Here is a 26,159-nt window from a genome sequence, read left to right on the forward strand (position 1 = left end):
ACGACCACACCTCGCTCCGAATATGACTGTGGATATCCCTGGGAATCCGGAATTTCCGCGAACACAGTCGAGGAGTGTCATGACCGCATTGATGGCCCGCGAACACGCAGCGCTGACGTCCTACCTGCCCGACCTCGCCGCCTACCTGGACGAGACGCCACTGCTCACCCTGGAAGGCAGAGACAGCGGGGCGATCGGACGCTTCCGCGAAGCGGGAGGTACCGCTCTGACCATCCCGAAGGAATCCGGCGGGCTGGGCGCCTCCGCGCTGGATTCCGTGCGGGTCCAGCGGGCCATCGGCAGCCGATCGCCCTCGCTCGGTGCCGCCACCACGATGCACCACCTGTCGCTCGCCACCCTCAACGAATTCGCGCAGGAGGCCACGGACGACGACCGCGCCCTGATCACGAGTCTCGTGGAGCAACGCGCCGTCGTCGCCTCGGGCTTCTCCGAGGGCGTCACCGGCGGCAGCGTGTTCATACCCACGATGACCGCCACGAAGAAAGGCTCGAGCTACATCGTCAACGGCAGCAAGAAGCCGTGCAGTCTGTCGGGGTCGATGGACCTGCTCACCGCGAGTGTCGAGGTCGACACCGGCGAGCGAGCGATCGCCCTGATCCCCGCCAACACACCGGGCATCTCCGTGCGGCCGTTCTGGGAGAGCTGGATCATCGCCGGCGCCGAAAGCGACGAGGTGCACCTCGAGAACGTGGAGGTACCGGCCGACCTCGTCCTGCTCAACGGCGCCGACGATCCGGACGGGCAACACGAGATGACCGGATACCTGTGGTTCGGGATGCTCGTCACCGCCAACTACCTGGGTGCGGCGAGCGCGCTGCTCGAACGACTGCTCGCCGCGGGCAAGGACGACTACGAGGGTTACGTGCGCGCCGCCGCCGACATCGAGAACTCCATGGGCGCGATCGAGAACATCGCCCGCGCGGTGGACGAGGGCGAACGCGGACAGGACATCTCGGTCCGACTCCTCTTCTCACGCATCGCGATACGCGACGCACTGGTCCGCGCGTCCTCGGCGGCCGTCGAATCGCTCGGCGGGATGGCGTTCATCAAGTCCTCCGACATCGGCTACCTCGCCGCCGCAGTCCACGCATTCGCCTTCCACCCGCCGTCACGCCGTTCGGTGTCCGAATCGCTCGCCAAGTTCCACGCGGGGGACGAGTTCGCCTTCGTCTGACCGTGCCGCGGTCCGGGCCGTCGGTGATCGGGACTATAAAGGTCTGCGAACCACCGTCCGCCGGCCCAGGAGCTTGTGATGCCCACCGAACACGACGTTCGCGCGATGATGCTGGCATTGCCGGAGGCGCACGAGGTGGTGATCGCCAACTGGGGCGACCAGCCGACGTTCCGGGTGCGCAAGAAGATGTTCGGCCTCGTCGGCTACGGCGCCCCCACCGTGTGCCTCAAGGCGACGAAGGAAACGCAGGCCGCGCTGCTGCAGGAAGATCCCGACGTATTCCTGGTCGCACCGTTCTTCGGACGGTGGGGCTGGATCGACGTCGTCCTGGACCGTGTCGACTCCGAGGAACTGGCCGAACTCGTCGAGGAGGCGTGGCGGCTCACCGCCCCGAAGCGGGTCGTGGCCGCGTACGACGCGGGCCGCGCTACCCCTCGTCCGTCTTGAACCGGCCGAGTTGGTGGCGCAGCGCCGTGTCGAGGTCGGGTCGCCGGAACCGGTGACCGCGGCCCGCGAGCTTGCCGGGGGTGACCCGCTGATCGGCCAGCGCGAGTTCACGTGCTCCCTGTTCCCCGAGCAGCAACTTCGGGCCGAAGTCAGGCACCGGGAGGAAGGCCGGGCGGTGCAGCACCGTCGCCAGCACGGCGGTGTATTCCTCGTTCCGCACCGGGTTCGGCGCCACCGCGTTGACCGGGCCGCTCAACTCCGAGTCGACGACGGCGCGGTGATACACGTCGATCAGATCATCGATGTCGATCCACGACAGCCATTGGGTTCCGGCGCCCAGGCGGCCCCCGAGTCCGACTTCGAACAGCGGCCGCTGCAGGCGCAGCACACCGCCGCTCGGGGACTGGACGATCCCCGTGCGGACGTGAACCACCCGCAGTCCGGCGTCCGCTGCCGGCTTCGCCGCGTCCTCCCAGTCCGCGACGACGTCGGCGAGGAAGCCGTCGCCCCGCGCATCCTGCTCGTGCAGCACCTCGTCTCCGCGGTCGGGCCCGTAGTACCCGATCGCCGACGCGCTGACGAACGTCTTCGGGCCCTGCCCGGACGCGGCAGCGACCTCCGCGAGCCGCCGGGTGGGTTCGATGCGACTGTCCCGGATCGCCCGGCGATGACCGTCGGTGAACCGGCCCGCGATGGACGCGCCCGCCAGGTGGATCACCGCGTCGACGCCGTCGAGCAGATCCGCGGCAGGTGCATCCGGGTTCCAGCGCCGCTCGTCGGGGGTGCTCGGAGCGCGGCGCACGAGACGGATCACCCGGTGCCCGCCCGTGCTCAGGAACGCGGTCAGGGCGGAGCCGACGAGCCCCGAACTCCCCGTCACCGCGATCGTGAGGGGACCGGGCAGGAGCGTGGACGCCCAGTGGTGACGGTCCAGATCGTCGGCGAGTTGGCGGTGCCGGTAGACGAACGTCGACCGGAGGAACTGACCGGGCACGATGGTGTCGACCCGATCCGTCACCCGGGTCCGGCCCTCGGACACGACGTCGAACGTGTGCGTGTGCCGCCACGGCACCAGCAGGCGCAGCGGCAGGGCGGCCGAATAGTCGACGAACCGGTGCGGGGGGTCGTATTCCTTCGCGTCGTGCTGCGCGATCCACGTCAGGCCGCCGGGCAGGCGCAGTTCGGCGCGACCCGATTCCAGAGACTCGGATTCCTTCGCGAGACTGAGCGGCTGCCACGGCGGGGAGAGCCGGGTGAAGGCCCCGGCCCTCGTGTGCCAGGCGAACAACTCGTCCCGCGAGGCCTCGACCACGCTCGAATGCACGATGCCCATGACCCGACCTTAGCCGCGACAGGCCGCGAGGCGGCGACAACGACGGGTAGCGTGTGGGAATGACGCAGTTACGGGTACTGGTCACCGGCGCCACCGGATACATCGGCGGACGCCTCGCTCCCCGGCTCGCGGAAGCCGGTCACCGGGTGCGGGTGTTGGTGCGTTCACCGGAGAAACTGACCGACGTTCCGTGGGCGTCCGACGTCGAGATCGCGCGCGGCGATCTGAGTGACCCCGAATCCCTTTCTGCCGCATTCGCGGACATGGACGTCGTCTACTACCTCGTGCACTCGATGGGCGGGTCGGACGAGTTCGAGAAGGCCGAACGGATCAGCGCGGAGAACGTGGCCACGGCGGCCCGCGCGGCCGGCGTCGGCCGGATCGTCTACCTCGGCGGACTGCACCCCGATTCGGCGGATCTGTCACCGCACCTGCGCTCCCGCACCCAGGTGGGACGAATCCTCGTCGACTCCGGTGTCCCCACAATGGTTCTGCAGGCCGGGGTCGTCATCGGCTCCGGCTCGGCGTCGTTCGAGATGATCCGCCACCTCACCAACCGGCTCCCGGTCATGACCACCCCGCGGTGGGTCAACAACAAGATCCAGCCGATCGCGGTCCGCGACGTATTGCACTACCTCGTCGCCGCGGCCGAGGCGCCGTTACCGCACAGCCGCACGTTCGACATCGGCGGCCCCGACGTCCTCCGCTACGGCGAGATGATGCAGACGTACGCCGAGGTCGCCGGTCTGCGTCAGCGCCGCATCCTCGTCCTGCCGGTGCTGACCCCCAAACTCGCAGGCCTGTGGATCGGTCTGGTCACCCCGATCCCCCGCTCGCTCGGGCGGGCGCTGATCGAATCGCTCCACAACGACGCCGTCGCCGGCGAACACGACATCGACGACGTGATCCCGCCGCCGAAGGCGGGCCTGACCAGCTACCGGGACGCCGTCCGATTGGCGTTGCGGCGCATCGACAACGGCGAAGTGGAGACGACGTGGGCCAGCGCGTCGCCTGTCGGCGCCCCCTCCGATCCGTTGCCGTCCGATCCCGACTGGGCGGGTGAGGTCGTCTACACCGACGAACGCACCAAGGACTGCGACGCCGACGCCGCAACGCTGTGGACCGTCGTCGAGAGCATCGGCGGCGAGAACGGCTGGTATTCGTTCCCCCTCGCCTGGTCGGTGCGCGGCTGGCTCGACCGCGTCGTCGGCGGGGTCGGGCTCACGCGTGGACGCCGGAACGCCAAGCAGCTCAACACCGGTGATCCCCTGGACTTCTGGCGGGTCGAACGCATCGACCGGGGATCACTGCTGCGGTTGCGCGCCGAGATGCGGGCGCCGGGCGGGGCGTGGCTCGAATGGACCGTCCACAGTGTGGATCCCGCCCGGTCCCGGCTCGATCAGCGGGCGATCTTCTTCCCCAAAGGACTGGCCGGCCGACTGTACTGGTACTCGATCCTGCCGTTCCACGGAATCATCTTCAAAGGCATGATGGAGAACATCACCGGCTCGGCAGCCCGTCAGACCGTGCAGAGCGGCTGAATCCCCTCTCTGCCACCGGTGGTCGGGGACGTCAGCAACAGACACGAGTTGTAGCCGCGCGACTCCACCACCTGCCGGATCTGCTTCCACCCCGCGTCGTCGACCGCCGGGGTGCGGGAGAGGACGAAACCCGAGACCCGTGCCGGGTCACCCACCAGCGCCCACGAATAGTCGTCGGCGATGTAGGTGACCACATAATTGGTGGGACCGTCCGCCGCACTCTGGAACGGCACGTCCGGGAAACTGACGTGGAGCTGCGCGTTGGTGACCGGATCGTTGACGCGCGCATTGCCCATGATCCCGTTCGTCCCACCCGCCCACGTGGTGCACCTGTTGGCGACGCTGACATTCGACGGGTCGAGCAGTCCGTACGTCGCCCTCGTGTCCCGCGCACAGTCGAGGTTGAACGGCTGTGGCACAGCGGCCAACTGATACCACGTGCCCAGGTACCGCTGGACGTCGAGGGACGGAACGGGTGCGAGCGCACCGGGCTGAGCCTGTGCCGGACTTCCCGCCAGCAATACGGCCGCGGCGGCGGCGAACAGTCCTACGGCGAATCCACGTGCCTTGGAGAATGTCATCTCTGCCCCTCACTCGTTCGTGCCCTTTCAGGGCATTCGATACCGCTCTCCGATCGGATGGGTCGATCCCGGAAAATCTTCCGACCCATCCGCTTCGGAGACTGCTCCGAATGCCTGTCGATGGTGCTCCCCCGCACCCACACCGGAGAGAGGCAATTTCTGATGAAGATCACCACACGAGTCCTGGCAGTCGCCGCGAGCACGTCCCTGGTCCTGCTGGGTGCAGCGTGTTCGTCGGACGACAGCGACTCGTCCAGCAGCAGCTCGGAGGCCATGACGTCCGAGTCGATGTCGCCCGGTTCGACGACCGCGTCCGCGATGGCCGATCCCGCCGCCAACCTGGTCGGTCCGGGCTGCGCCGAGTACGCGGAGACGGTGCCGGAGGGTCCGGGTTCGGTCAGCGGGATGGCGCAGGATCCGGTCGCAACGGCCGCGTCCAACAACCCCATGCTCACCACCCTCACCGCCGCGGTGTCGGGTCAGCTCAATCCGCAGGTCAACCTCGTCGACACGCTGAACAGCGGGCAGTTCACGGTCTTCGCGCCGGTGGATGCCGCGTTCGCGAAGGTCGACCCGGCCACGATCGAGACCCTCAAGACCGACCCGGCCCTGCTCACCAAGGTCCTGACGTACCACGTCGTTCCCGGCCAGATCGCGCCGAGTGACATCGCCGGTGAGCACGCGACCGTCGAGGGCGGGATGGTCACCGTCACCGGTTCGGGTGACGACCTGAAGGTCAACGACGCGGGCGTCATCTGCGGCGGCGTCCAGACCGCCAACGCCACGGTGTACCTGATCGACTCCGTCCTGATGCCCCAGTAGGCACCGGCGTCTCACGGTTTCACCCCGCCCGGCGGCATCGGTCCCACACGATGCCGCCGGGCTACCCCACGTGAGTGGGAAAGCGTGATCCGGCACGCTTTCCCACTCACGGGCGGGTGCGGGGGTCGCCCATCCGAGGCAAGGTCAGCTCCGAATAGCTGATATGGACAGAGGCTCACCCACCGCCCCGGCCTACGTGCTCGTGCTGCCCGGCGGCAAACCCCGCAGTCAGGACCCGTCACGTTGCTGGCACCTGTCGAACCTGCGCATGATCTGGATGGCCCGGTCGCTGAGGTCGACGCTCGGACCCCACGGCATCGCCGTGCAGCGACTGCAGTACCGGGTGCGGGGATGGAACGCCCCCGAGGCCAGCCCGGTGCGCGACGCCCGGATGGCCCTCGAGCGGGCCCGACTGCGGTTCGGGGACGTCCCCGTCGCGGTCGTCGGGCATTCGATGGGCGGCCGCGTCGCCGCTCACCTCGCTGCTCTCGACAACGTCCGGGCGATCGCCGCGCTCGCACCCTGGTGGCCCGAGTCCGACGGCGATCTGGTGCCCGCCGACCGCAGCCTGATGGTGGCGCACGGAACCGCCGACCGCTGGACGGACCCCGTCGCCTCCCGGGTCCAGACCGAACAGGCACTGGTGCGCGGAGTGAACGCCTCCTGGAATCCGCTGACGGGGGCCGGACACTTCATGCTCACCCGGCCGTGGTGGTGGCATCGCATCACCGCCGATTTCGTTCTCGACGCGTTCGCCGCGGAAGGCGTCGTCGCCCCACCGACAGACCGGAAAGCAGGTCGCCATGCATGATTCGCAGAAGCCCGCACGCAGGAACGTCGCCGTGATCGGCAGCGGCGTCGCGGGGTTGACCGCCGCCTACGTTCTGTCCCGCCGCGACCGCGTCACTCTCTACGAGTCCGACGACCGTCTCGGCGGCCACGCCCACACCCACCACCTGACGCTCGACTCGGGTACCGAGGTGGACGTCGACACCGGCTTCATCGTGCACAACGACCGCACCTACCCCACCCTGCTGCGCCTGTTCGCCGAACTCGATGTGGCGACCCAGGATTCGGACATGTCGATGTCCATCCGGTCCGATGCGAGCGGGCTCGAGTACGCGGGCGCGAAGGGCCTCCGCGGGCTGTTCCCGACCGCACGCAATCTGGCCCGGCCGCGCTACTGGCGCATGCTCGGCGAGGTCCTCCGGTTCCACCGCGCCGCCCGTACCCTGCTCGACACTCCGGCCGGCGAGTCCGGTGCGCAGGAACCGCTGGGCGAATTCCTGGGCCGCAACGGTTTCAGCTCGTATTTCGTCGAGCACTTCATGACCCCGCTCGTCGCGGCGGTGTGGTCGTGCGATCCCGCGACCGCCGCGCACTACCCGGCCCGCTACCTGTTCACCTTCCTCGACCACCACGGGATGCTCACCGTCTTCGGATCACCCACCTGGCGCACCGTGACCGGCGGGTCCGCCCGCTACGTCGAGAAGGTGGCCGCACACGTCGACGAGATTCTTCTCGAAACCCCGGTGCAGCAGGTGGAGCGCACCCCGGACGGCGGGGCGTGTGTCGTCGACGGCCGCGGCGACGTCCGGTATTTCGACGCGGTCGTGGTGGCCGTCCACCCGCGCCGGGTGCTCGCCATGCTCGGCGACGCCTCGGATCTGGAGGCGGAGATCCTGGGCGCCATGCCCTATTCGGTGAACCACGCGCAGTTGCATACCGACGAAACGCTGCTCCCCCGCGCCGAGCACGCCCGGGCCTCCTGGAACTACCTGACTCCCGCCGACGGCACGGACGCGGCCGGCGTCATCGTCACCTACGACATGACCCGGCTCATGCGCCTCGACACGGTGCCCGACCGGCGGTTCCTCGTCACGCTCGGCGGGAAGCATCTCGTCGACCCGTCGACGGTCGTCGCCGAGATGACGTACGAACATCCCGTCTACACCCCCGATTCCGTCGCGGCACAGTCGAGGCTGCACGAACTCGGTTCCGCCACTTTCGCTTTCGCTGGCGCCTATCACGGCTGGGGATTCCACGAGGACGGGGCGCTCTCGGGGCTGCGCGCCGCCGAACGCATCGGCGGCTCCTGGGATGCGCAGACCACGCGACCTCACGAACGGGAGACGGTGTCGTGACCGCGCCCGCGATCTACTCGACGCGGATCCGGCACGCGCGCACCGAACCGGTCCGCAACAGCTTCGAGTACACGAGCTACAGCTGGTACGTCGACGTGGACGCCCTTCCGCGCCTCCCCCGGTGGCTCGGACCGTTCGCCCGCTTCCGCGCCGCGGACCACCTCGCACCGGATCCGGCTGCCGCCGAGGACACACTCCGCAGCAGGGTGGATGCCTTCCTCGCCACCCACGGAGTCGAACTCCGCGGCGGCCGGGTGACGGCCCTTCTCAACGCACGGGTGCTCGGCTACGTGTTCAACCCGCTCAGCGTGTACTGGTGCCACGACGTCGACGGCGGCCTGCGGTGCGTGATCGCCGAGGTGCACAACACGTACGGCCAGCGGCACAGCTACCTGATCCGCCCCGACGGCGACGACCGCGCCGAGGTGGACAAGCAGTTCTACGTCTCACCGTTCAACGACGTCAGCGGCCGTTACGACATGCGGTTCCCCGAGCCCGGCGACGCGCTGTCCCTGAACGTGGTCCTCCACCGGGACGGGCACGGCCCGTTCACCGCGACGGTCCGCGGGACGCGGCAGCCGGCCACCCCCGGCACCGTCCTGCGGGCTCAACTACGCACTCCCCTGGCACCTCTCGTGGTGTCGGCTCGTATTCGCATCCAGGGAATCACGTTGTGGGCCCGTGGACTCCCCGTCATGGCCCGGCCCGACGGCCGTCAGAAGGAGACAGTTCAGTGAGAAGGAACAAGGACACCGGCACGGACGCGTCGCCCGCCGTGAGCACGGCCGGCCTGGAATTCGCCGACGAGGACCCCCGGATCGACAACCGGATCTGGCCCGGACTGGCCGACGTGCCGACCGGTGTGCGTGCCGCGGCGTCGGCGAAGGTCGCCGACCGCCTGTTCCGCCGCGCGGCCGCCGACCTCGACGTCCGCATCGAGTATCCCGACGGCACCCTGGTCGGCGCACGCCGCGAGCAGGAGATCCTGCCCCGCATGATCATCCGCAATCCCGACGCGTTCGCCCGGCGGGTCGGGACGGGCGGCCTGATCGGCTTCGGCGAGTCGTACATGGCAGGCGACTGGACGTCGCCGGATCTCGCCGCGGTGCTCAGCGTGTTCGCCTCCCGGATGGCGACGCTCATTCCCCGCCCGCTGCAGCGGTTACGTGCACTGTACGTCGCCAAACACCCCGCGCAGGAACGCAACACCGAGCAGAACACCCGATCCAACATCTCCCGGCACTACGACCTGTCCAACGAGATGTTCGAGACGTTCCTCGACGAGACGCTGACGTACTCGAGCGCGCTGTTCTCGTCGACGCCGGCCCGCGTGGGGCAGGTCCGGGACGTGACGGTCCTGCGGGCGCCTGTCCCGCAGGTCGCCCCGAAGTGGGACGACTTCGTGGACGCGCAGCGCCGCAAGATCGATCGACTGCTCGACGAGGCCGGTGTCGGGGCGGGCACCCGGTTGCTCGAGATCGGGACCGGCTGGGGAGAGTTGTGCATCCGGGCCGCGGAACGCGGCGCCGTGGTCCGCTCCGTGACGCTGTCGAGCGAACAGCAGAGCCTCGCCCGACGGCGCGTCGCCGAGGCCGGACACTCGGACGCCGTGCAGATCGACCTGCTCGACTACCGCAACGTCGACGGCGAGTACGACGCCATCGTGTCCGTCGAGATGATCGAAGCCGTCGGCCACCAGTACTGGGCCACCTACTTCCGGGTGCTCGACAGGCTCCTCGCCCCGGGCGGAAGGGTTGCGCTGCAGGCGATCACCATGCCGCACGATCGGATGCTGCAGACCCGCAACACCTACACCTGGGTGCACAAGTACATCTTCCCCGGCGGATTCCTGCCGTCGACCGAGGCGATCGAGTCGATCACCGCCGAACACACAGCGCTGCGGGTGCGGGAGCGGCTGAGCATGGGGCAGCACTACGCGGAGACGTTGCGGCTGTGGAAGGAGCGGTTCGCCGCGCACAGCTCGCAGGCGGAGGAACTCGGATTCGACGAGACGTTCCGCCGGATGTGGCATTTCTACCTCTGCTACTCGGAGGCCGGGTTCCGCTCCGGATACATCGACGTGCAGCAGCTCGTCCTCGACAAGACGGGAGCACGACCGTGACCGTGGCCGCCGAACTCGACAAGGCGTTGCGTCCGCTCGTCCGCGGCGAACTGCCCGTGCATCTGACCGCGTGGGACGGCAGCACCGCAGGCCCGGCGACGGCGCCGAAGGTGGTGCTGCGCAGCCCGGACGCGCTGCGCCGATTACTGTGGAGCCCAGGCGAACTCGGGGCCGCGCAGGCCTACGTGACGGGTGAGATCGACGTCGAGGGCGACCTCGGCGAGGCCCTGGCACACGTGTGGGCGGTGGCCCGCGAGCGAGGGGTCAGCGGAGTCCGGCCGAGCCCGTCGACGGTCGCGAAGGTGCTGCGCGTCGCGGCGAAACTGGGCGTCGTGGGCGGCCCGCTCCCCGCACCCGCCACGCAGGCGAACATCCGCGGCCGGCTGCACAGCCTGCTCCGGGACCGCGCCGCGATCAGCCACCATTACGACCTCTCCAACGACTTCTACTCGCTGATCCTGGACCCGCAGATGGCCTACTCCTGCGCGTACTTCACCCGGAATGCGCCGGGAACGCCGGCCGATCCGGAGTACCGGCTCGAGGACGCCCAGCGGGACAAGCTGGACCTGGTGTGCCGCAAGATCGGGCTCGAACCCGGCATGCGGTTGCTCGACGTCGGCTGCGGCTGGGGGTCGCTGAGCCTCCACGCGGCATCCGCGTACGGCGCCCGGGTCGTCGGGGTCACGATCTCCCGTGAGCAGAAGGCCTTCATCGACGAGCGGATCGCCGAACGCGGGTTGCAGGACCGAGTCGAGATCCGACTGCAGGACTACCGGGAGGTCCCCGACGGGCCGTTCGACGCCGTCGCCTCCCTCGAGATGGGCGAGCACGTGGGCGAGAAGAACTACGCCCGGTACGCGAAGGCCCTCCACGACAACGCGAAGCCCGGTGCGCGGGTGCTGATCCAGCAGATGTCGCGCACCGGACGCCATCCCGGCGGCGGCCCGTTCATCGAGTCGTTCATAGCTCCCGACATGACCATGCGTCCGGTCGGCGAGAGCGTCGCGTACCTCGAACGAGCCGGGCTCGAGGTACGCGACGTGCATGGTCTTCGCGAGCACTACGTCTGGACCGTCGATGCGTGGCTGGCGCAGTTCGAGTCACGCTGGGACGACGTCGTCGCGATGGTCGGGCTCGAGATGGCCCGGGTGTGGCGGTTGTACCTCGTCGGCGGCGGGATGAGCTTCGCGCAGGGCCGCATGGGTGTCGATCAGATCCTGGCGGTGAAGCCGACCGCGGCGGGCCAGTCGCTGATGCCTGCGGTGCGGGTCGAGTCAACAAAGTCCGGCGTGTTCCGATGAACGGCTTCGGCTGGTCGGATTTCGGCGCCGTCACCGGGGCGAGCCTGCTCGTGCTCGCCGTTCTGCAGGCCGCGACGCTCCTCGTCGGCCGGCGGATCGGACGCTACAACGTCGTCGACGTGACCTGGGGGCTCGGATTCGTGCTGGTAGCGCTCGTGGCCGCCGTGGTCGGCGACGGCGACGCGCTCCGTCGGTGGCTGGCGCTCGTGCTCGTCGCGGTGTGGGGCCTGCGGCTGACCTGGCACATGTACGTCAAGTCCGCGGGCAAGGGTGAGGACCCGCGGTACGAGGAGATGCTCGACCGGGCCGGCGGCGACTCACCCGGCGTCGTCGTCAGGAAGATCTTCCTCACCCAGGGCCTCGCGCAGTGGTTCGTCTCGCTGCCCCTGCAGGTGTCGGCGGTCGTCGGTCCCGCGTCCGGTTTCGCCATGGTCGTGGCGGTGCTCGGCGTCGTCCTGTGGGTGGTGGGTGTCGTCTTCGAATCGGTCGGTGACCACCAGTTGAAGAAGTTCAAGGCCGACCCGGCCAACAAGGGCGAGATCATGGACGTCGGCCTGTGGGCGTGGACGCGACACCCGAATTATTTCGGCGACGCCTGCGTGTGGTGGGGGCTGTGGCTGATCGCGGCGAGCGTGTGGCCCGGCGCCGTCACCGTGCTGTCCCCCGTCGTCATGACGTATTTCCTGGTGTTCGCGACGGGGGCGAGGCTGCTCGAGAAGTCGATGTCGCAGCGCCCCGGCTACCCCGAATACCAGCAGCGAACCAGTTACTTCCTTCCCCTGCCGCCGAAGCGGTGAGCACCGTGCCGGCATCGCTCGCCCCTCCCCGGGCCCTGTCCTGGTCACACCGGCCGCAGCCTGCCATTAGGCTGTGGATCGATGAACGGAATGGGCCGATGACCGGCGTCGACAGGGACACGGAGAACGTGACGCTGACGGCGTTGCTGGCGCGTATCTCGCGCGGCGAGCGGGATGCGTTCAGCGACTTCTACGAACGCACCAGCGCGCGGGTGTACGGCATGGTGCTGCGGGTGCTGCGCGATCCCGGATACAGCGAGGAAACCACGCAGGAGGTGTACCTGCAGGTCTGGAGCAACGCGGCGAAATTCGACCCGAAGCAGGGGTCGCCGCTGTCGTGGCTGATCACCCTCGCCCACCGCCGCGCCGTCGACCGGGTGCGGTCCGAGCAATCCGGATCCGAACGCGAAGCCGCCTACGGCGCCTCGAGTTGGTACGGACCGTTCGATGCGGTGTCGGAGGAAGTGACCCGCAGAGGTGACACCAGCGACGTCGTCGACTGCCTCGGCACGCTCACCGAAGTTCAGCAGCGGACGGTGGTCCTCGCCTATTACGGGGGCCTGACGTATCGGGAAGTGTCGGAGCGGTTGTCCGTGGGGCTTCCCACGGTGAAATCACGAATTCGAGACGGGTTGATCAGGCTCAAGCAATGTCTGGGGGTGCAGTTCGATGGATGAGTCCCAGCACGACATCCTCGACCTCGCCCAGGTGTATGCACTCGACGCCGTCGACGATCAGCAGCGTCACGAGATCGACACCGCGATCGAGAGTGCACCGCCCCACGTTCGCCTCGAATTCGACAACGCGGTGCGCGGGGTACAGGAGACGATGGCCGCCCAGTCCGCGTCGACCGCGGTCGAACCACCCGACTATCTGCTCGGACGCATCCTCGATGCCCTGCCCGGCACGGCCGCGGCTCCCGCACCGGTGGCGCTGGACGACGTTCGTGCGCGCAGGCGCAGGCGTCTCGTGGCTGCGCTGAGTGCGGCGGCCGCGGTGGTCGTCCTCGCGGTCGGGGGCATCACCGTCGCCCAGCAGTTGCAGAGCGACGAAACCCAACCGGTTCCCGCGCAGATCCTCGCCGCCGACGACGTCCGGACGGCGGTGGCACCGATCGCCGGTGGCGGTTCGGCGACCGTCGTGTTCTCCAAGGACGTCGACGCCGGGGTCCTCGTGATGAACGACGTCCCCCCGCCCGAGCCCGGTTCGGTCTATCAGATGTGGCTGCTCGGGCCGTCGCACGAGCCGGTGTCCGCCGGGATCATGGAGGCCGACGACGTGGCACCGTCCACGACCGCGGTCGTGAACGACATCGACCAGTCCACAGCTCTCGGATTCAGTGTGGAACCGCCCGGCGGTTCCACCCAGCCCACCGGCGACATCTTCGCGACGGTGAACCTCACCTGACACGTGAGTGGCGAAGTGTCCCGGGGGACGCTTCGCCACTCACGTGGGGGTCAGGCGTTGGCGGCTTTGTATTCGCGGCGGCGGCGGTGCAGGATCGGCTCGGTGTAACCCGAGGGCTGTGTGGTGCCGTCGAGGATCAGTTCCTTCGCGGCCTGGAACGCGATGTTGGTGTCGAAGTCCGGGGCCAGCGGCCGATAGGTGGGGTCGCCCTGGTTCTGCCGGTCCACCACCGGCGCCATCCGCTGCAGCGAGGCCACGACCTGCTCGGCGGTGACCACCCCGTGCCGGATCCAGTTCGCCAGCAACTGCGAGGAGATCCGCAGGGTCGCCCGGTCCTCCATCAGCGCGACGTCGTGGATGTCGGGGACCTTCGAGCAGCCGACACCGGCGTCGATCCACCGGACCACGTACCCGAGGATGGACTGGCAGTTGTTGTCGAGTTCCTCCTGCTTCTGTTCCTCGGTCCAGTCGGTGTCCGGGGCCAGGGGGATCGTCAAAATTTGGTCGAGACCGGCCCGCCGGGTGCCCTTCAGTTCGTCCTGGACGGCGAACACGTCGACCTGGTGGTAGTGGGTGGCGTGCAGGGTGGCCCCGGTCGGGGACGGCACCCAGGCGGTGTTCGCGCCGGCCTTGGGGTGGCCGATCTTCTGCTCGAGCATCTCGGCCATCAGTTCGGTCATCGCCCACATGCCCTTGCCGATCTGCGCCCGCCCCTGCAGCCCGCAGGCCAGGCCGACATCGACGTTCCAGTCCTCGTAGGCGCTGATCCAGGTCTGCTGTTTCATCTCGGCCTTGCGGATCATCGGCCCGGCCTCCATCGAGGTGTGGATCTCGTCGCCGGTGCGGTCGAGGAACCCGGTGTTGATGAACACCACCCGCTCCCTGGCTTCGTGGATGCAGGCGGCGAGGTTGACGGTGGTGCGCCGTTCCTCGTCCATGATCCCGACCTTGATCGTGTTCGCGGGCAGGTTCAGGACCTGCTCGACGCGACCGAACAGGTCGGTGGTGAACGCGACCTCGTCGGGGCCGTGCTGTTTGGGTTTGACGATGTAGATCGACCCGGTGCGGGAGTTGTCCAACGGCCCGGTCTGCTCGGACCGGGACAGCCCGTGGATCGCGCACAGCGAGGTGAGGAGGGCGTCGAGGATGCCCTCCGGGATTTCGGTGCCGTCCGGGTGCAGGATCGCCGGGGTGCTCATCAGGTGCCCGACGTTGCGGACGAACAGCAGCGACCGCCCGTGCAGGGTGAGCTCGCCCCCGTCGGGGGCGGTGTAGGTGCGGTCCGGGTTGAGGCGGCGGGTGAACGCCTGCCCGCCCTTGGTCAGCTCCTCGGTCAGATCACCGCGGTTCAACCCGAGCCAGTTGCGGTAGCCGATCACCTTGTCGTCGGCGTCGACGGCGGCGACGGAGTCCTCGAAGTCCATGATGGTGGTGACCGCGGACTCGAGCACCACATCCTGGACGCCGGCCGCATCCGTCTGACCGATCGGGGAGGTCGGGTCGATCTGGATTTCGGCGTGCAACCCGTGGTTGCGCAGCAGCACCGACGACGGGGCGGCCGGGTCGCCGAGGTAGCCGACGAACTTACCCGGGTCGGCCAGTCCGGTGACGGTGCCGTCGGCCAGTGCCACGGCCAGGGCGCCGCCGTCGACGGTGTAGCGGGCGGCGTCGGCGTGCGAACCCGACCGCAGGGGGGCGGCGGTGTCGAGGAAATTGCGGGCCCAGGCGATGACCCTGTCGCCGCGGACCCGGTTGTAGGAGTCGCCCGGCTCGGCGCCGCCGTCCACGCCGATGGCGTTGGTGCCGTACAGGGCGTCGTACAGCGACCCCCAGCGGGCGTTGGCGGCGTTCAGCGCGAAGCGGGCGTTGAGGACCGGGACCACCAGCTGCGGGCCGGCGGTGGAGGTGATCTCCGCATCCACGTTCGCCGTGGACACCGCGAACGGGCCCGGCTCCGGCACCAAATACCCGATCGAGGTCAGGAACTGCCGGTACTCCGCCGGATCGGGGGTGCCGGTGTGGTCGCGGTGCCAGGTGTCGATCCGCGCCTGCAGATCGTCGCGCACCGCGAGCAGCGACCGGTTCCTCGGGGCCAGGTCCTCGATCACCTTCACCGCACCCGACCAGAAACCGTCGACGTCGATCCCGGTCCCCGGCAACGCCTCCTCGTTCACGAAGTCGTAGAGCACCTTCGCGACCTGCAGACCGCCGACCTCAACACGCTCAGTCATGAAATGACTCACCTTCCGCACTTGGCAAAACTTCCACGATGCGAAAACACAGTTTCGTATCTTGACATAGAGAAAACCGTGTTCATCGAGTTCTGTCAATAGCGGACGGCCGTACGGTTACAACGTCACATCCGATCGGGGGTCCGCTACGCGCTTCCGGTGTCCGTGTAGGAGACGGCGGCGGCGCGGACGTCGTCGATGCGGTACTTCGTGGCGGCGTCGACGGCCTTGGAGCGGTCGAGGGTGCCTTCGCCGGCGAGGGCGGACAGGACGGCGACGACGATGGATTCGGCGTCGACGTTGAAGTACCGGCGGGCGGCGGGGCGGGTGTCGGAGAATCCGAATCCGTCGGTGCCGAGGGTGGTGTACGAGCCGGGCACCCACTGCCGGATCTGGTCGGCGACGGCGCGCATCCAGTCGGAGGCGGCGACGAACGGGCCGGCCGCATCCGAGAGGGCCTGGGTGACGTAGGGCAGCGGGGCGTCGGTGCCGGGGTCGCGCAGGGCCTGGCGTTCGGATTCGATGCCGTCGCGGCGCAGTTCACCCCAGGAGGTGACCGACCACACGTCGGCGGCCACACCCCACTCGTCGGCGAGCATCTGCTGCGCCCGCAGCCCCTCGGGCATGGTGACCCCGGAGACCAGGATCTGCGCCCTGGGCGTGGAGCCTGCGGAATGCCCGTCGGACTGCACGGAGCTGCCCGATGCCTCGGACTTTCTGAACAGGTACATGCCCTTGAGCAGGCCCTGAACGTTCAGGTTCTCGGGTTCGGCGGGTTGGGTGTAGGGCTCGTTGTAGAGGGTGATGTAGTAGAAGATGTCCTCGCCACCGAACCCGTCGACGCCGTCGGTGCCGCCGTACATCCGGCGCAGCCCGTCCTTGACGATGTGCGCGAGTTCGTAGGAGAACGACGGATCGTAGGCCACGGCCGCCGGGTTGGTGGAGGCCAGCAGCAGCGAATGCCCGTCGGCGTGCTGCAACCCTTCCCCGGTGAGGGTGGTCCGGCCGGCGGTGGCGCCGAGGACGAAGCCGCGGGCCATCTGATCGGCCGCGGCCCACAGGCCGTCGCCGGTGCGCTGGAACCCGAACATCGAGTAGAAGATGTACAGCGGGATCATCGGCTCCCCGTGCGTGGCATAGGAGGTGCCGACCGCGGTGAACGAGGCCGTCGAGCCGGCCTCGTTGATGCCCTCGTGCAGGATCTGCCCGATCTCGGACTCCTTGTACGCCAGCATCAGCTCCGCATCGACCGCCGTGTACAGCTGCCCGTTGCGGTTGTAGATCTTCAAGGACGGGAACCAGGAGTCCATCCCGAAGGTGCGGGCCTCGTCCGGGATGATCGGCACGATCCGCTTCCCGATCTCCTTGTCCCGCAGCAACTCCTTCATGATCCGCACCAACGCCATGGTGGTCGCGACCTGCTGCTTGCCGGAGCCCTTGCGGACCACGTCGTAGGTCGAGTCCGCCGGCTGCGGCAACGGCTGCGGGGAGGTCCGCCGCTCGGGCAGGAACCCACCCAACGCCTTACGCCGGTCGAGCATGTACCGGATCTCCGGGGCGTCGGGGCCGGGGTGGTAGTACGGCGGCATCTTCGGGTCCCGCTCCAACTCTGCGTCGGAGATCGGGATCCGCTGCAGATCCCGGAAATTCTTCAGATCGTCGAGGGTCAGCTTCTTCATCTGGTGGGTGGCGTTGCGGCCCTCGAAGTGCTTGCCGAGGGTGTAGCCCTTGATGGTGTGCGCCAGGATGACCGTGGGCTGGCCCTTGTGCGCCATCGCCGCCGCGTACGCCGCGTAGATCTTGCGGTAATCATGCCCGCCGCGTTTGAGGTTCCAGATGTCCCGATCGGACAGGTTCGCGACCAGTTCCTTGGTCCGCGGGTCGCGGCCGAAGAAGTGCTCCCGCACATACCCGCCGTCGTTGGCCTTGTACGTCTGGTAGTCGCCGTCCGGGGTGACGTTCATCAGGTTGACCAGGGCGCCGTCCCGGTCCGCGTGCAGCAACGCGTCCCACTCCCGGCCCCAGACCACCTTGATCACGTTCCAGCCGGCGCCGCGGAAGAACGACTCCAACTCCTGGATGATCTTGCCGTTGCCGCGGACCGGGCCGTCGAGGCGCTGCAGGTTGCAGTTCACCACAAACGTCAGGTTGTCCAGGCCTTCGGTGGCGGCGACGTGCGCGAGGCCGCGGGATTCGGGTTCGTCCATCTCCCCGTCCCCCAAAAACGCCCACACGTGCTGGTCGGCGGTGTCCTTGATGCCGCGGTCGTGCAGGTAGTGGTTGAACCGCGCTTGGTAGATCGCGTTCATCGGGCCCAGGCCCATCGACACGGTCGGGAATTCCCAGAAATCGGGGAGCAGCCGCGGGTGCGGGTACGACGGCAACCCGCCACCGGAATCGGTGTGCGAGTGTTCCTGCCGGAACCCGTCCATCCGCTCCGCCGGGATCCGCCCCTCCAAAAACGCGCGGGCATAGATGCCGGGGGAGGCGTGGCCCTGGATGAAGATCTGATCCCCACCCCCGGGATGATCCTTGCCGCGGAAGAAGTGGTTGAACCCCACCTCGTACAGGGCGGCCGAGGAGGCGTAGGTGGAGATGTGGCCGCCGACCCCGACGCCGGGGCGTTGCGCGCGGGTCACCATCACCGCCGCGTTCCACCGGATGAACGCCCGATACCGGCGCTCGACCTCCTCATCACCCGGGAACCACGGCTCGTTCTCCGTCGGGATGGTGTTCACATAATCGGTCGACGTCAACGCCGGCAGAGCGACGTGCTTCTCCCCGGCCCGCTCGAGCATCCGCAACATCAGATACCGGGCACGAGTCGGACCCGAACGGTCCAACAAACCATCGAACGACTCCAACCACTCCGTCGTCTCATCCGGATCGATATCCGGCAGATACGACGCAACACCCTCACGGATGACGCGGGAGCCCGCACGGGGACGATCGGCGGAGGTGGTGGACTGTTCGAGCAAGGGATACTCCATCGTTGCGGGCGCGGGGTCGGGCGCCTGGGTGTCCGCCCGGGGTTTGGGCGGTGGACATGACTAGGGTTTCGCGAGCGGCCATCCCGTGATCCGCTTGGGACGCGGGGGCGCGTACGTGCGCACCTTCGAGGTCGAGAGTCCCAACCCTACAAGAGATTCCGCTAATTTCACAGCGGCACTGACGCCGTCGACCACCGGCACGCCGGTGCGCTCGCGGATTCGGTCGTCGAGGCCGGCCATTCCGCCGCAGCCGAGGCAGATCACCTCGGCCTTGTCCTCGCGCACGGCAGCTTCCGCCTCGTCGACGATCGCCTCGATCGTGGCCTCGGGGTCGGTTTCCAGTGCGAGGACGGGCAGACCGCTGGCGCGCACACTTGCACACTTGGCGTCGAGGCCGGCGAGGCGGAGCCGGTCTTCGATGAGCGGCACGGTGCGATCGAGGGTGGTGACCACGGAGTACTTGTGCCCCAGCATCATCGCAATGCTCGCGGAGGCCTCGGTGATGTCGACGACGGGAACGTCGAGTAGTTCCTGCAGCCCTTCCCGGCCGTGTTCGCCGTATCCGGCCTGGATCACCGCGTCGTAGGGTTCGGTGTACGACCGCACCCGGTCCATCACCGCGATCGCGGCGAGGTAGCTCTCGAAGTTCCCTTCGACGGATTCGGCACCGATCTCCGGTGTGAGCCCGACGATCTCGGTTCCGGGTGCTGCCGCGGCCTCGGCCTGTTTGGCGATCGCGTCCGTGATGGATGTGGTGGTGTTGACGTTGACGACGAGAATACGCATCGAAATCTCCTGTCAGTGTTCGCCGTGGCCGCTGTCCACGGCGATCGACTCGCCGGAGACGTCCACGTACTGCCGGGTCCGGTCGCCGACGACGGCGTAGACGGCTGCCGCAAGGCCTGCTCCGATGAACCACGAGAAGGGGGCGACGAGATGGAAGGCGGGGACGATCGCAAACAGGGTGCTGACCACCGCGGCGGGGACGAGGGCGTACACCGCCCGAAGGTTGAATCCCTTGCGGTAGTAGTAGGTTCCGTTCGGGCTGTCCGAGTAGAGGGCGGGAACGTCGACCTTGGTGCGGCGGATGAACCAGTAGTCGACGAAGATGATGCCGAACAGGGGTCCGAGGACGGCGCCGAGGCCTCCGAGGAAGTAGTTGATCACCACCGGGCTGTCGTAGAGATTCCAGGGCAGCAGGACCACGCCGATGCAGGCGCTGATGATGCCGGCCTTGCGGAAGCTGATCTTCTCGGGGGCGAGGTTCGACAGTACGTAGGACGGTGCGACGAAATTCGCCATGACGTTGACGGCCATCGTGACGATGACGAGGGCGAGGCAGGCCAGCGACAGGAACAGGGTGTGCGGGATCGCGGCGACGATGTCGGTGGGGCTGTCGATGATCGTCCCGTCGATCCGGAACTGGGCGCCGCACAGGATGAACGCGATGACGGCGAACGCGAGGACGTTGACGAACAGGCCCCAGAAGTTGCCGCGCACGACGGCGGTCTTCGACGGGGAGCGCCGCGAGAAGTCGCAGAAGTTGAGGATCAGGGTGCCGTAGATCGACATCCACAGGGCTGCGCCTGCGAACACCTGCCGCCACATCTCCCCGCCCGACGCGGGCTGGTCGGACGTCCAGGCGACGGAGAAGTCGGTACGGAACAGCATCCACAACGCCAGGGAGCCGACGGTGACCAGGATCAGCGGGCCGGCCAGGCTTTCGAATTTGCGCACGGCCTCCATCCCGTAGACGAGGACGACGATCTGGATCGCCCAGATCCCGATGAAGCAGATCCATCCGAGGCTGGACAGTCCGAGAATCGAGTTCTGGTCGAAGCGGTCGAGGGACGGCGCGACGGCGACGAGGAAGATCCGGAAGACGATCGACGCGAGGTAGGTCTGGATACCGAACCAGACGATCGCGATAATCGCGCGGACGACCGCGGGGATCTGGGCGCCACGGATGCCGAAGCTGATCCGGCTCATCACGGGAAAGGGCACGCCCGTCTTCTGCCCCATGAATCCGGCGTAGGTCATGGCGACGCAGACGATGACCGCGCCGATCATGAGCGACAGGATCATGTGGCCGCCGCCGAGACCGAGCGCGAACAGGCCGATGGCGAACGAGTAGTTGGCGATATTGTGGACGTCGTTGGTCCAGAGCGTGAAGATGCTGTAGGAACCCCAGCGACGGCCTGCGGCCTTCGTCGGTGCCAGGTCCGCGTTGTAGAGTTTCGGACTCGTCGTCGTGTGACGGCCGGCGGCGGCAGTGTGGTCGACGGTGGTGGTGTGCCGCGAGACTGTGTCGTCTATGAGCATGTGCCTGTCCTTGCGTGGCGGCGAACTAACTTCCGTATCACGGAAAGCTTGTTCCATTGGTCCCTCCAAGTGTGAGCCAGGCAACAGTGGGCGGTCAATGATTTCCGCAGGATATATCTTGGTGGCGCACCCCTTTACACACGCCAAACCCGCTGCCGCACTGGAGCTTTCGTAGCCTGTGCGACAGCGGGCAGGGTCGAGACCGGGTCAGGCCAGCCCGCGTCTGAGGAGCCGTCCGCGAGGCGCCTCGTCGAGGTCGATCCGTTTTCCGGCCAGCCAGGTACTGCGCACGACGCCGGCGAGAGCACGCCGGTCGTAGGCCGAGACGGGATTCTTGTGCTGCAGCTCGGCCACGTCGACGACGAAGGCCTCCTCGGGCGCGAACACGGCGAAGTCCGCCGCGTACCCCAGCGCAATGTGCCCCTTCGTGTTGAGCCCGACCTGTTCGGCGGGGTTCTCCGCCATCCACCGGACCACGTCGTTCAGGCTGTGTCCACGCCGTTTGGCCTCCGACCACACCGCGGACAGCGACACCTGCAGCGACGCGATGCCGCCCCACGCGACCCCGAAGTCGCCGATGTCGAACCGCTTGAGGTCGACCGTGCACGGGGAGTGGTCGGTGACGACGCAGTCGATCACGCCGTCCGCGAGGCCCCGCCACAGCAGTTCGCGGTTCCCGGCCTCACGGATCGGCGGGCAACACTTGAATTGCGTTGCTCCCGAGGGTATTTCTTCCGAGACGAACGACAGGTAGTGCGGGCACGTCTCCACCGTGAGCTTCACACCGTCCTTGCGGGCCGACGCGATCATCGGCAGCGCGTCGGAGCTCGACAGGTGCAGGATGTGCACCCGGCACCCGGTCCACCGGGCCAGCTCGATGACCTCGGCGATGGCGAGATTCTCGGCGCCCCGTGGCCGCGAGTCGAGGAAGTCGGAATAGTTCTCGCCGCCCGGTGACGTCGCGCGGTCGATGGCGTGGGCGTCCTCCGCGTGCACGATCATCATCGCGCCGAAACTGGCGATCTCCTTCAGCGCCAGTTCGAGCTCCGCCGGATCCAACGGCGGAAACTCGTCGACGCCGGAGTGCAACAGGAAGCATTTGAACCCGAATACGCCCGCGTCGTGCAGGGCCCGCAGGTCCGGGACGTTGCCCGGCACAGCGCCGCCCCAGAACCCGACGTCGACGTACGCCTGATCGGACGCGACCCGGCGTTTGACGTCCAGCGCCGCGGCGTCGACGGTCGGCGGGATGCTGTTGAGCGGCATGTCGACGATCGTGGTCACGCCGCCGGCCGCGGCCGCGCGGGTCGCGCTCGCAAACCCCTCCCACTCGGTGCGGCCCGGCTCGTTGACGTGCACGTGGGTGTCGACGAGACCGGGGATCAGCACCTCGTCGTCGCCCAGTTCGACGACGACCTCGGCGTCGAGTTGGGCGCCGAACGGTTCGATGACGACGATCCGGCCGTCCCGAACACCCACACAGCGAGCGACCTCCCCCGCCGCGGTGATCACCCGCGGCGCACGGAACAGCAGGTCGAGTGGGTCAGTCATCGTCATCACGACCTGCGCCCGCGACGCCGCGCACCGCTGCCGCCACGGCCGGGGCGACCGCCGCGTCGAACACGCTCGGCACGATGTACGTCGGATTGAGCTCCGACGGGGACACCGAATCGGAGATCGCCCGGGCGGCGGCGATGAGCATGTCGTCGGTGATCTCGACGGCGTGGGCGTCGAGCAGACCCCGGAACACACCCGGGAATGCGAGCACGTTGTTGATCTGGTTCGGGAAGTCGGACCGTCCGGTCGCGACGACGGCGGCGTGTTTGCCTGCCGCGACGGGATCGACCTCGGGCACCGGGTTGGCGAGCGCGAACACGACCGACCGTTCCGCCATCGTCGCGATGTCGTCGCCGGTGAGAATGTCCGGAGCCGACACACCGATGAACACGTCGGCGCCGGCCAGTGCGTCCCGCAGCGAACCGGACCGCGCTTCGGGATTGGTGTTGTTCGCGATCCAGGAACGGAACGAGTCGGAAGTGTCGTCGGGCGAGAGGATTCCGTTCCGCCCGCACGCCACGATGTTCGTCGCCCCCTGCGCGACCAGCAGGCGGATGATCGCGTGCCCGGCGGCGCCGACACCCGAGACCACGATCTTCACCGTGTCGAGGCTCTTCTCGACCACCCGCAGGGCATTGGTCAGCGCCGCGAGAACCACGATGGCCGTGCCGTGCTGGTCGTCGTGGAACACCGGGATGTCCAGCATGTCGCGGAGCCGGGCCTCGATCTCGAAGCACCGCGGGGCGGAGATGTCCTCCAGGTTGATTCCGCCGTACACCGGGGCGAGGGCCCGGACGATCTCGACGATCGCGTCCGTGTCCTGAGTGTCCAGGCAGACCGGCCACGCGTCGACGTCCGCGAACTGCTTGAACAGCGCCGCCTTGCCCTCCATTACGGGAATCGATGCGGCGGCACCGATGTTGCCCAGCCCCAGCACCGCCGAGCCGTCGGTGACGACCGCGACGGTGTTGCGTTTGATCGTCAGCCGTCGTACGTCCTCGGGGTTCTCGGCGATCGCGGTGCAGACCCGGGCGACGCCGGGCGTGTACGCGCGGGACAGGTCGTCCCGGTGCTTGAGCGGAACCTTCGGCACCACTTCGAGTTTCCCGCCGAGATGAAGCAGGAACGTGCGGTCGCTGACCTTGCCCACCACGACGCCGGGCACGTCCGCGATCGCCGACGCGATCTGCTCGGCGTGCTCGACGTCGGACGCGTCGCACGTGACGTCGATGACCATGTGGTCGGGGTGGCTCTCGACCACGTCGAGCGCGGTCATGGCTCCCTTCACGGAGGCCACCGCCCCGGCGAGGGTCGACGTGGTGCCCGCGCCGACCGGAGCCGTGACGCGAACGGTGATGGAGTAACCGGGACTGGGATTAGGCATTACGTCTTTCCTCGGGTTCGTCAGGTAGGGGGTGAGCGTGCGGTACTCGGCTATCGGGGCGCCTGGTCGGCGACGAGCACCTGATGGGTCTGCGGAAGGGCGTCCCACCAGGTGCGTCGCGTGTCCGCCAGTGCCGTCTCGTCGAGATCGCCGAACAGCCGCAGCCGGGACAGGCCGCCGTCGGGGTAGACGTCGAGCCGCAGGTGGGTGGCCGCGGCGGCGCCGTCCAGGACAAACCGGTGCCGGGTGTCGGGTTGCACGGCCGTGCGCGACAGCAGTTCCGTCCACGCGCCCTCGTCGGCGATGTCGGCGGTGCGCGCGTCGGCGGTGCTCAGCCGCACCCAGCCGGGCGCGTTCCCCACGTAGTAGCTGGTGTCGATCTCGACGTGCCGGGGGACGCCGGCTGCGGCGAGCGAGAACACGGCGAAGTCGTTGCCGCCACCGCGGCGCCGGGAGTTCTCCCAGCCCTCCCCCATGTTGCGGGCCCGTCCGGGCAGGATGATGTTCGCGGGCGACGCGTAGAACGCGTCGGAGCAGCCGACGAGGCGTCCGCCGTTCTCCGCGGCCAGCAGGTCCACGGTCCCGTCCAGGAATCGGGGGTCGGGTACGACCTCACCGTGTACGCGCAGACGCGCGACGCCGCCGTCGGGGTAGATCGACAGCCGTACGTGTGTCCACCGGTGCCGGTCGGCGACCGTGTAGGTGTTCTCCTTGTGTCCCTCGGCCGGCGACTTCTCGACGATGGTCTGCCAATCCGCCTTCATGACCTCTTCGATGGACGGGTAGCCCTCGATCGACGCTGCCTCGACGGAAATGAAGGGCGGGTAGTTGCCCTTGAAGTGCGCGGTGTCCACGACGATCCCGTGGATGACGCCGGCCGCGCCGAGACGGACGATCGCGTAGTCGTGGCCGTCGTCGCGGCGGCGGCGGGTCTCCCAGCCGTCGTAGACCTTGCCCTTGTGCCCGAAGTCCGCGGGGTCGAAGAACGGGGCCTCCGCCTTGATGAGATTCTCCCGCTGGGCGAACAGTTCGTCGTTGGCAGCGGACACGCTCCCGCCGAGGGCTCGGGAGGCGAGGTCGGGCAGGGCAGTGAAATCAGAAGTCATGATTCTCCTCGTGTGCTGAGTGTGGTGAGTTCGTCGGACGATGCGGCGATGGTGCAGCCGATCCGGCGCAGTAGCTCCGCCGCATGTCGGATCGATCGATGGAGGTCCGGTTCCAGATCCGCGAGCGCGTAGGCCGCGGAGATTCCGGCGCTGTGCAATCGGATGTCCCTGAGCAGGTTTCGGCCGCACACGGCGAGGACGGGGATGCCGGCCCTGCGTGCGTCGGCCGCGACCCCGATCGGGGCCTTGCCGTGCAGGCTCTGCGCGTCCAGCGACCCTTTGCCGGTGACGACGAGGTCGGCGGCGGCCAGGCGCCCGCGGAAGTCGACGAGGCCGAGGACCGTGTCGATCCCGGGCCGGATGTCCGCCCCCAGAACCGAGATCGCGCCGAACGCCGCCCCGCCCGCGGCGCCGGCCCCCGCGACCCGGCTGTCGTCGCGGCCCGTCGCGGCGCGCACGACCTGCGCCCAGCGGGTCATCGCGTCTTCGAGTACGACCAATTGCTCTGCGGCCGCGCCTTTCTGTCCCGCGTACACGGAGGTGGCGCCGCTCGGGCCGAGAAGCGGGTTGTCGACGTCGCAGGCGAGCCGGAAGTGCGCCGCCCGCGCCGCCGGGTGCAGGTCGGTGAGGTCGACCCGGGCGGCGTGGCGCAGCGCCGCCCCGCCCGGTGCGACGTCGTTGCCGTCGGCGTCGAGAATTCGCACGCCGAGAGCCTGCAACAAGCCGGCACCGCCGTCGGTTGACGCGCTGCCCCCGGAACCCGATCGATCACCCAGGACGGATCACCGGCGAGCAGCCCGTCGGCGAGCGCGTCCGCGACTTCCGCCGCGGTGAGGGATCCCTTGAACTTGTCGGGTGCGACCAGTACACGTGCCACGG

Annotated in this window: 22 protein-coding genes and 1 pseudogene; 12 read left to right on the plus strand and 11 right to left on the minus strand. The window is 68.3% G+C overall.

Annotated elements, in window-relative coordinates; all coding sequences use genetic code 11:
- Positions 1–79: 79 nt before the first annotated feature.
- A complete protein-coding gene (locus ROP_RS11325) occupies positions 80–1,195 on the plus strand; it encodes an acyl-CoA dehydrogenase family protein (RefSeq protein WP_012689480.1) in 1,116 nt (371 codons plus the stop codon).
- Between the two features lie 78 nt (positions 1,196–1,273).
- On the plus strand, positions 1,274–1,642 hold the full coding sequence (locus tag ROP_RS11330) for an MmcQ/YjbR family DNA-binding protein (protein ID WP_043824596.1): 369 nt from the start codon (positions 1,274–1,276) through the stop codon (positions 1,640–1,642).
- Here the strand turns inward: ROP_RS11330 and ROP_RS11335 are convergent.
- Complete coding sequence (locus ROP_RS11335) at positions 1,623–2,975, minus strand: TIGR01777 family oxidoreductase (RefSeq protein ID WP_012689482.1); 1,353 nt, start codon at positions 2,973–2,975, stop codon at positions 1,623–1,625. The genes ROP_RS11330 and ROP_RS11335 overlap by 20 nt on opposite strands.
- A gap of 59 nt (positions 2,976–3,034) precedes the next feature.
- On the opposite strand from ROP_RS11335, the gene ROP_RS11340 reads away from it, so the two are divergent.
- Positions 3,035–4,516, plus strand: a complete 1,482-nt coding sequence (locus tag ROP_RS11340) for an SDR family oxidoreductase (protein ID WP_012689483.1) — start codon at positions 3,035–3,037, stop codon at positions 4,514–4,516.
- Here ROP_RS11340 and ROP_RS11345 read toward each other — a convergent pair.
- Positions 4,495–5,097, minus strand: a complete 603-nt coding sequence (locus ROP_RS11345) for a lipocalin family protein (protein ID WP_012689484.1) — start codon at positions 5,095–5,097, stop codon at positions 4,495–4,497. The two genes, ROP_RS11340 and ROP_RS11345, sit on opposite strands and share 22 nt — an antisense overlap.
- A gap of 162 nt (positions 5,098–5,259) precedes the next feature.
- On the opposite strand from ROP_RS11345, the gene ROP_RS11350 reads away from it, so the two are divergent.
- The 9 genes from ROP_RS11350 (at position 5,260) to ROP_RS11390 (ending at position 13,690) form a co-directional block, all read left to right on the plus strand.
- Positions 5,260–5,919 (plus strand): fasciclin domain-containing protein, encoded by a 660-nt coding sequence (locus tag ROP_RS11350; protein ID WP_012689485.1) that lies wholly within the window; start codon positions 5,260–5,262, stop codon positions 5,917–5,919.
- A 163-nt stretch (positions 5,920–6,082) separates the two neighbouring features.
- A complete protein-coding gene (locus tag ROP_RS11355; protein WP_012689486.1) occupies positions 6,083–6,730 on the plus strand; it encodes an alpha/beta fold hydrolase in 648 nt (215 codons plus the stop codon).
- On the plus strand, positions 6,723–8,063 hold the full coding sequence (locus tag ROP_RS11360) for an NAD(P)/FAD-dependent oxidoreductase (protein ID WP_012689487.1): 1,341 nt from the start codon (positions 6,723–6,725) through the stop codon (positions 8,061–8,063). The genes ROP_RS11355 and ROP_RS11360 overlap by 8 nt, the downstream gene beginning before the upstream one ends.
- Complete coding sequence (locus ROP_RS11365) at positions 8,060–8,800, plus strand: DUF1365 domain-containing protein (RefSeq protein WP_012689488.1); 741 nt, start codon at positions 8,060–8,062, stop codon at positions 8,798–8,800. The genes ROP_RS11360 and ROP_RS11365 overlap by 4 nt, the downstream gene beginning before the upstream one ends.
- Positions 8,797–10,185, plus strand: a complete 1,389-nt coding sequence (locus tag ROP_RS11370) for a class I SAM-dependent methyltransferase (RefSeq protein ID WP_012689489.1) — start codon at positions 8,797–8,799, stop codon at positions 10,183–10,185. Before ROP_RS11365 ends, ROP_RS11370 begins: the two co-directional genes overlap by 4 nt.
- Positions 10,182–11,486, plus strand: a complete 1,305-nt coding sequence (locus ROP_RS11375) for an SAM-dependent methyltransferase (RefSeq protein ID WP_012689490.1) — start codon at positions 10,182–10,184, stop codon at positions 11,484–11,486. The genes ROP_RS11370 and ROP_RS11375 overlap by 4 nt, the downstream gene beginning before the upstream one ends.
- Entirely contained in the window at positions 11,483–12,283 is an 801-nt protein-coding gene (locus tag ROP_RS11380; protein WP_012689491.1) for a DUF1295 domain-containing protein, read from the plus strand. Before ROP_RS11375 ends, ROP_RS11380 begins: the two co-directional genes overlap by 4 nt.
- 98 nt (positions 12,284–12,381) lie before the next feature.
- On the plus strand, positions 12,382–12,960 hold the full coding sequence (locus ROP_RS11385) for a sigma-70 family RNA polymerase sigma factor (RefSeq protein ID WP_012689492.1): 579 nt from the start codon (positions 12,382–12,384) through the stop codon (positions 12,958–12,960).
- Positions 12,953–13,690, plus strand: coding sequence for an anti-sigma factor (locus ROP_RS11390; RefSeq protein ID WP_012689493.1), 738 nt, complete (start codon positions 12,953–12,955; stop codon positions 13,688–13,690). The genes ROP_RS11385 and ROP_RS11390 overlap by 8 nt, the downstream gene beginning before the upstream one ends.
- A 50-nt stretch (positions 13,691–13,740) precedes the next feature.
- Here the strand turns inward: ROP_RS11390 and ROP_RS11395 are convergent, their stop codons facing one another.
- The 9 genes and pseudogenes from ROP_RS11395 to ROP_RS44035 form a co-directional block, all read right to left on the minus strand.
- Positions 13,741–15,921: a malate synthase G gene (locus ROP_RS11395; protein ID WP_012689494.1), complete on the minus strand. Its 2,181-nt coding sequence runs from the start codon at positions 15,919–15,921 to the stop codon at positions 13,741–13,743.
- Positions 15,922–16,067: 146 nt separating this feature from the next.
- Positions 16,068–18,911 (minus strand): pyruvate dehydrogenase (acetyl-transferring), homodimeric type, encoded by a 2,844-nt coding sequence (gene aceE / locus ROP_RS11400; protein WP_012689495.1) that lies wholly within the window; start codon positions 18,909–18,911, stop codon positions 16,068–16,070.
- Between the two features lie 60 nt (positions 18,912–18,971).
- Positions 18,972–19,697 (minus strand): aspartate/glutamate racemase family protein, encoded by a 726-nt coding sequence (locus tag ROP_RS11405; RefSeq protein ID WP_012689496.1) that lies wholly within the window; start codon positions 19,695–19,697, stop codon positions 18,972–18,974.
- 12 nt (positions 19,698–19,709) lie between these two features.
- The gene (locus ROP_RS11410) at positions 19,710–21,233 is read right to left on the minus strand and encodes an NCS1 family nucleobase:cation symporter-1 (RefSeq protein WP_012689497.1); all 1,524 of its coding nucleotides are present in this window, start codon (positions 21,231–21,233) and stop codon (positions 19,710–19,712) included.
- Between the two features lie 207 nt (positions 21,234–21,440).
- Positions 21,441–22,784, minus strand: coding sequence for an allantoinase AllB (gene allB, locus ROP_RS11415; RefSeq protein WP_043824601.1), 1,344 nt, complete (start codon positions 22,782–22,784; stop codon positions 21,441–21,443).
- Positions 22,777–24,174 (minus strand): NAD-dependent malic enzyme, encoded by a 1,398-nt coding sequence (locus ROP_RS11420; RefSeq protein WP_012689499.1) that lies wholly within the window; start codon positions 24,172–24,174, stop codon positions 22,777–22,779. Before ROP_RS11420 ends, allB begins: the two co-directional genes overlap by 8 nt.
- Before the next feature lie 50 nt (positions 24,175–24,224).
- Positions 24,225–25,280 carry an allantoicase gene (gene alc, locus ROP_RS11425; protein ID WP_012689500.1) on the minus strand — a complete coding sequence of 352 codons (1,056 nt, stop codon included), beginning with the start codon at positions 25,278–25,280 and terminating at the stop codon, positions 24,225–24,227.
- On the minus strand, positions 25,277–25,984 hold the full coding sequence (locus ROP_RS11430) for a glycerate kinase family protein (RefSeq protein WP_231868884.1): 708 nt from the start codon (positions 25,982–25,984) through the stop codon (positions 25,277–25,279). The genes alc and ROP_RS11430 overlap by 4 nt, the downstream gene beginning before the upstream one ends.
- A 104-nt stretch (positions 25,985–26,088) precedes the next feature.
- Positions 26,089–26,157, minus strand: a pseudogene (locus ROP_RS44035) (hypothetical protein); the annotation flags it as partial.
- Positions 26,158–26,159 lie beyond the last annotated feature (2 nt).

This window comes from Rhodococcus opacus B4 (assembly GCF_000010805.1).
GTDB classification, from domain to species: domain Bacteria; phylum Actinomycetota; class Actinomycetes; order Mycobacteriales; family Mycobacteriaceae; genus Rhodococcus_F; species Rhodococcus_F opacus_C.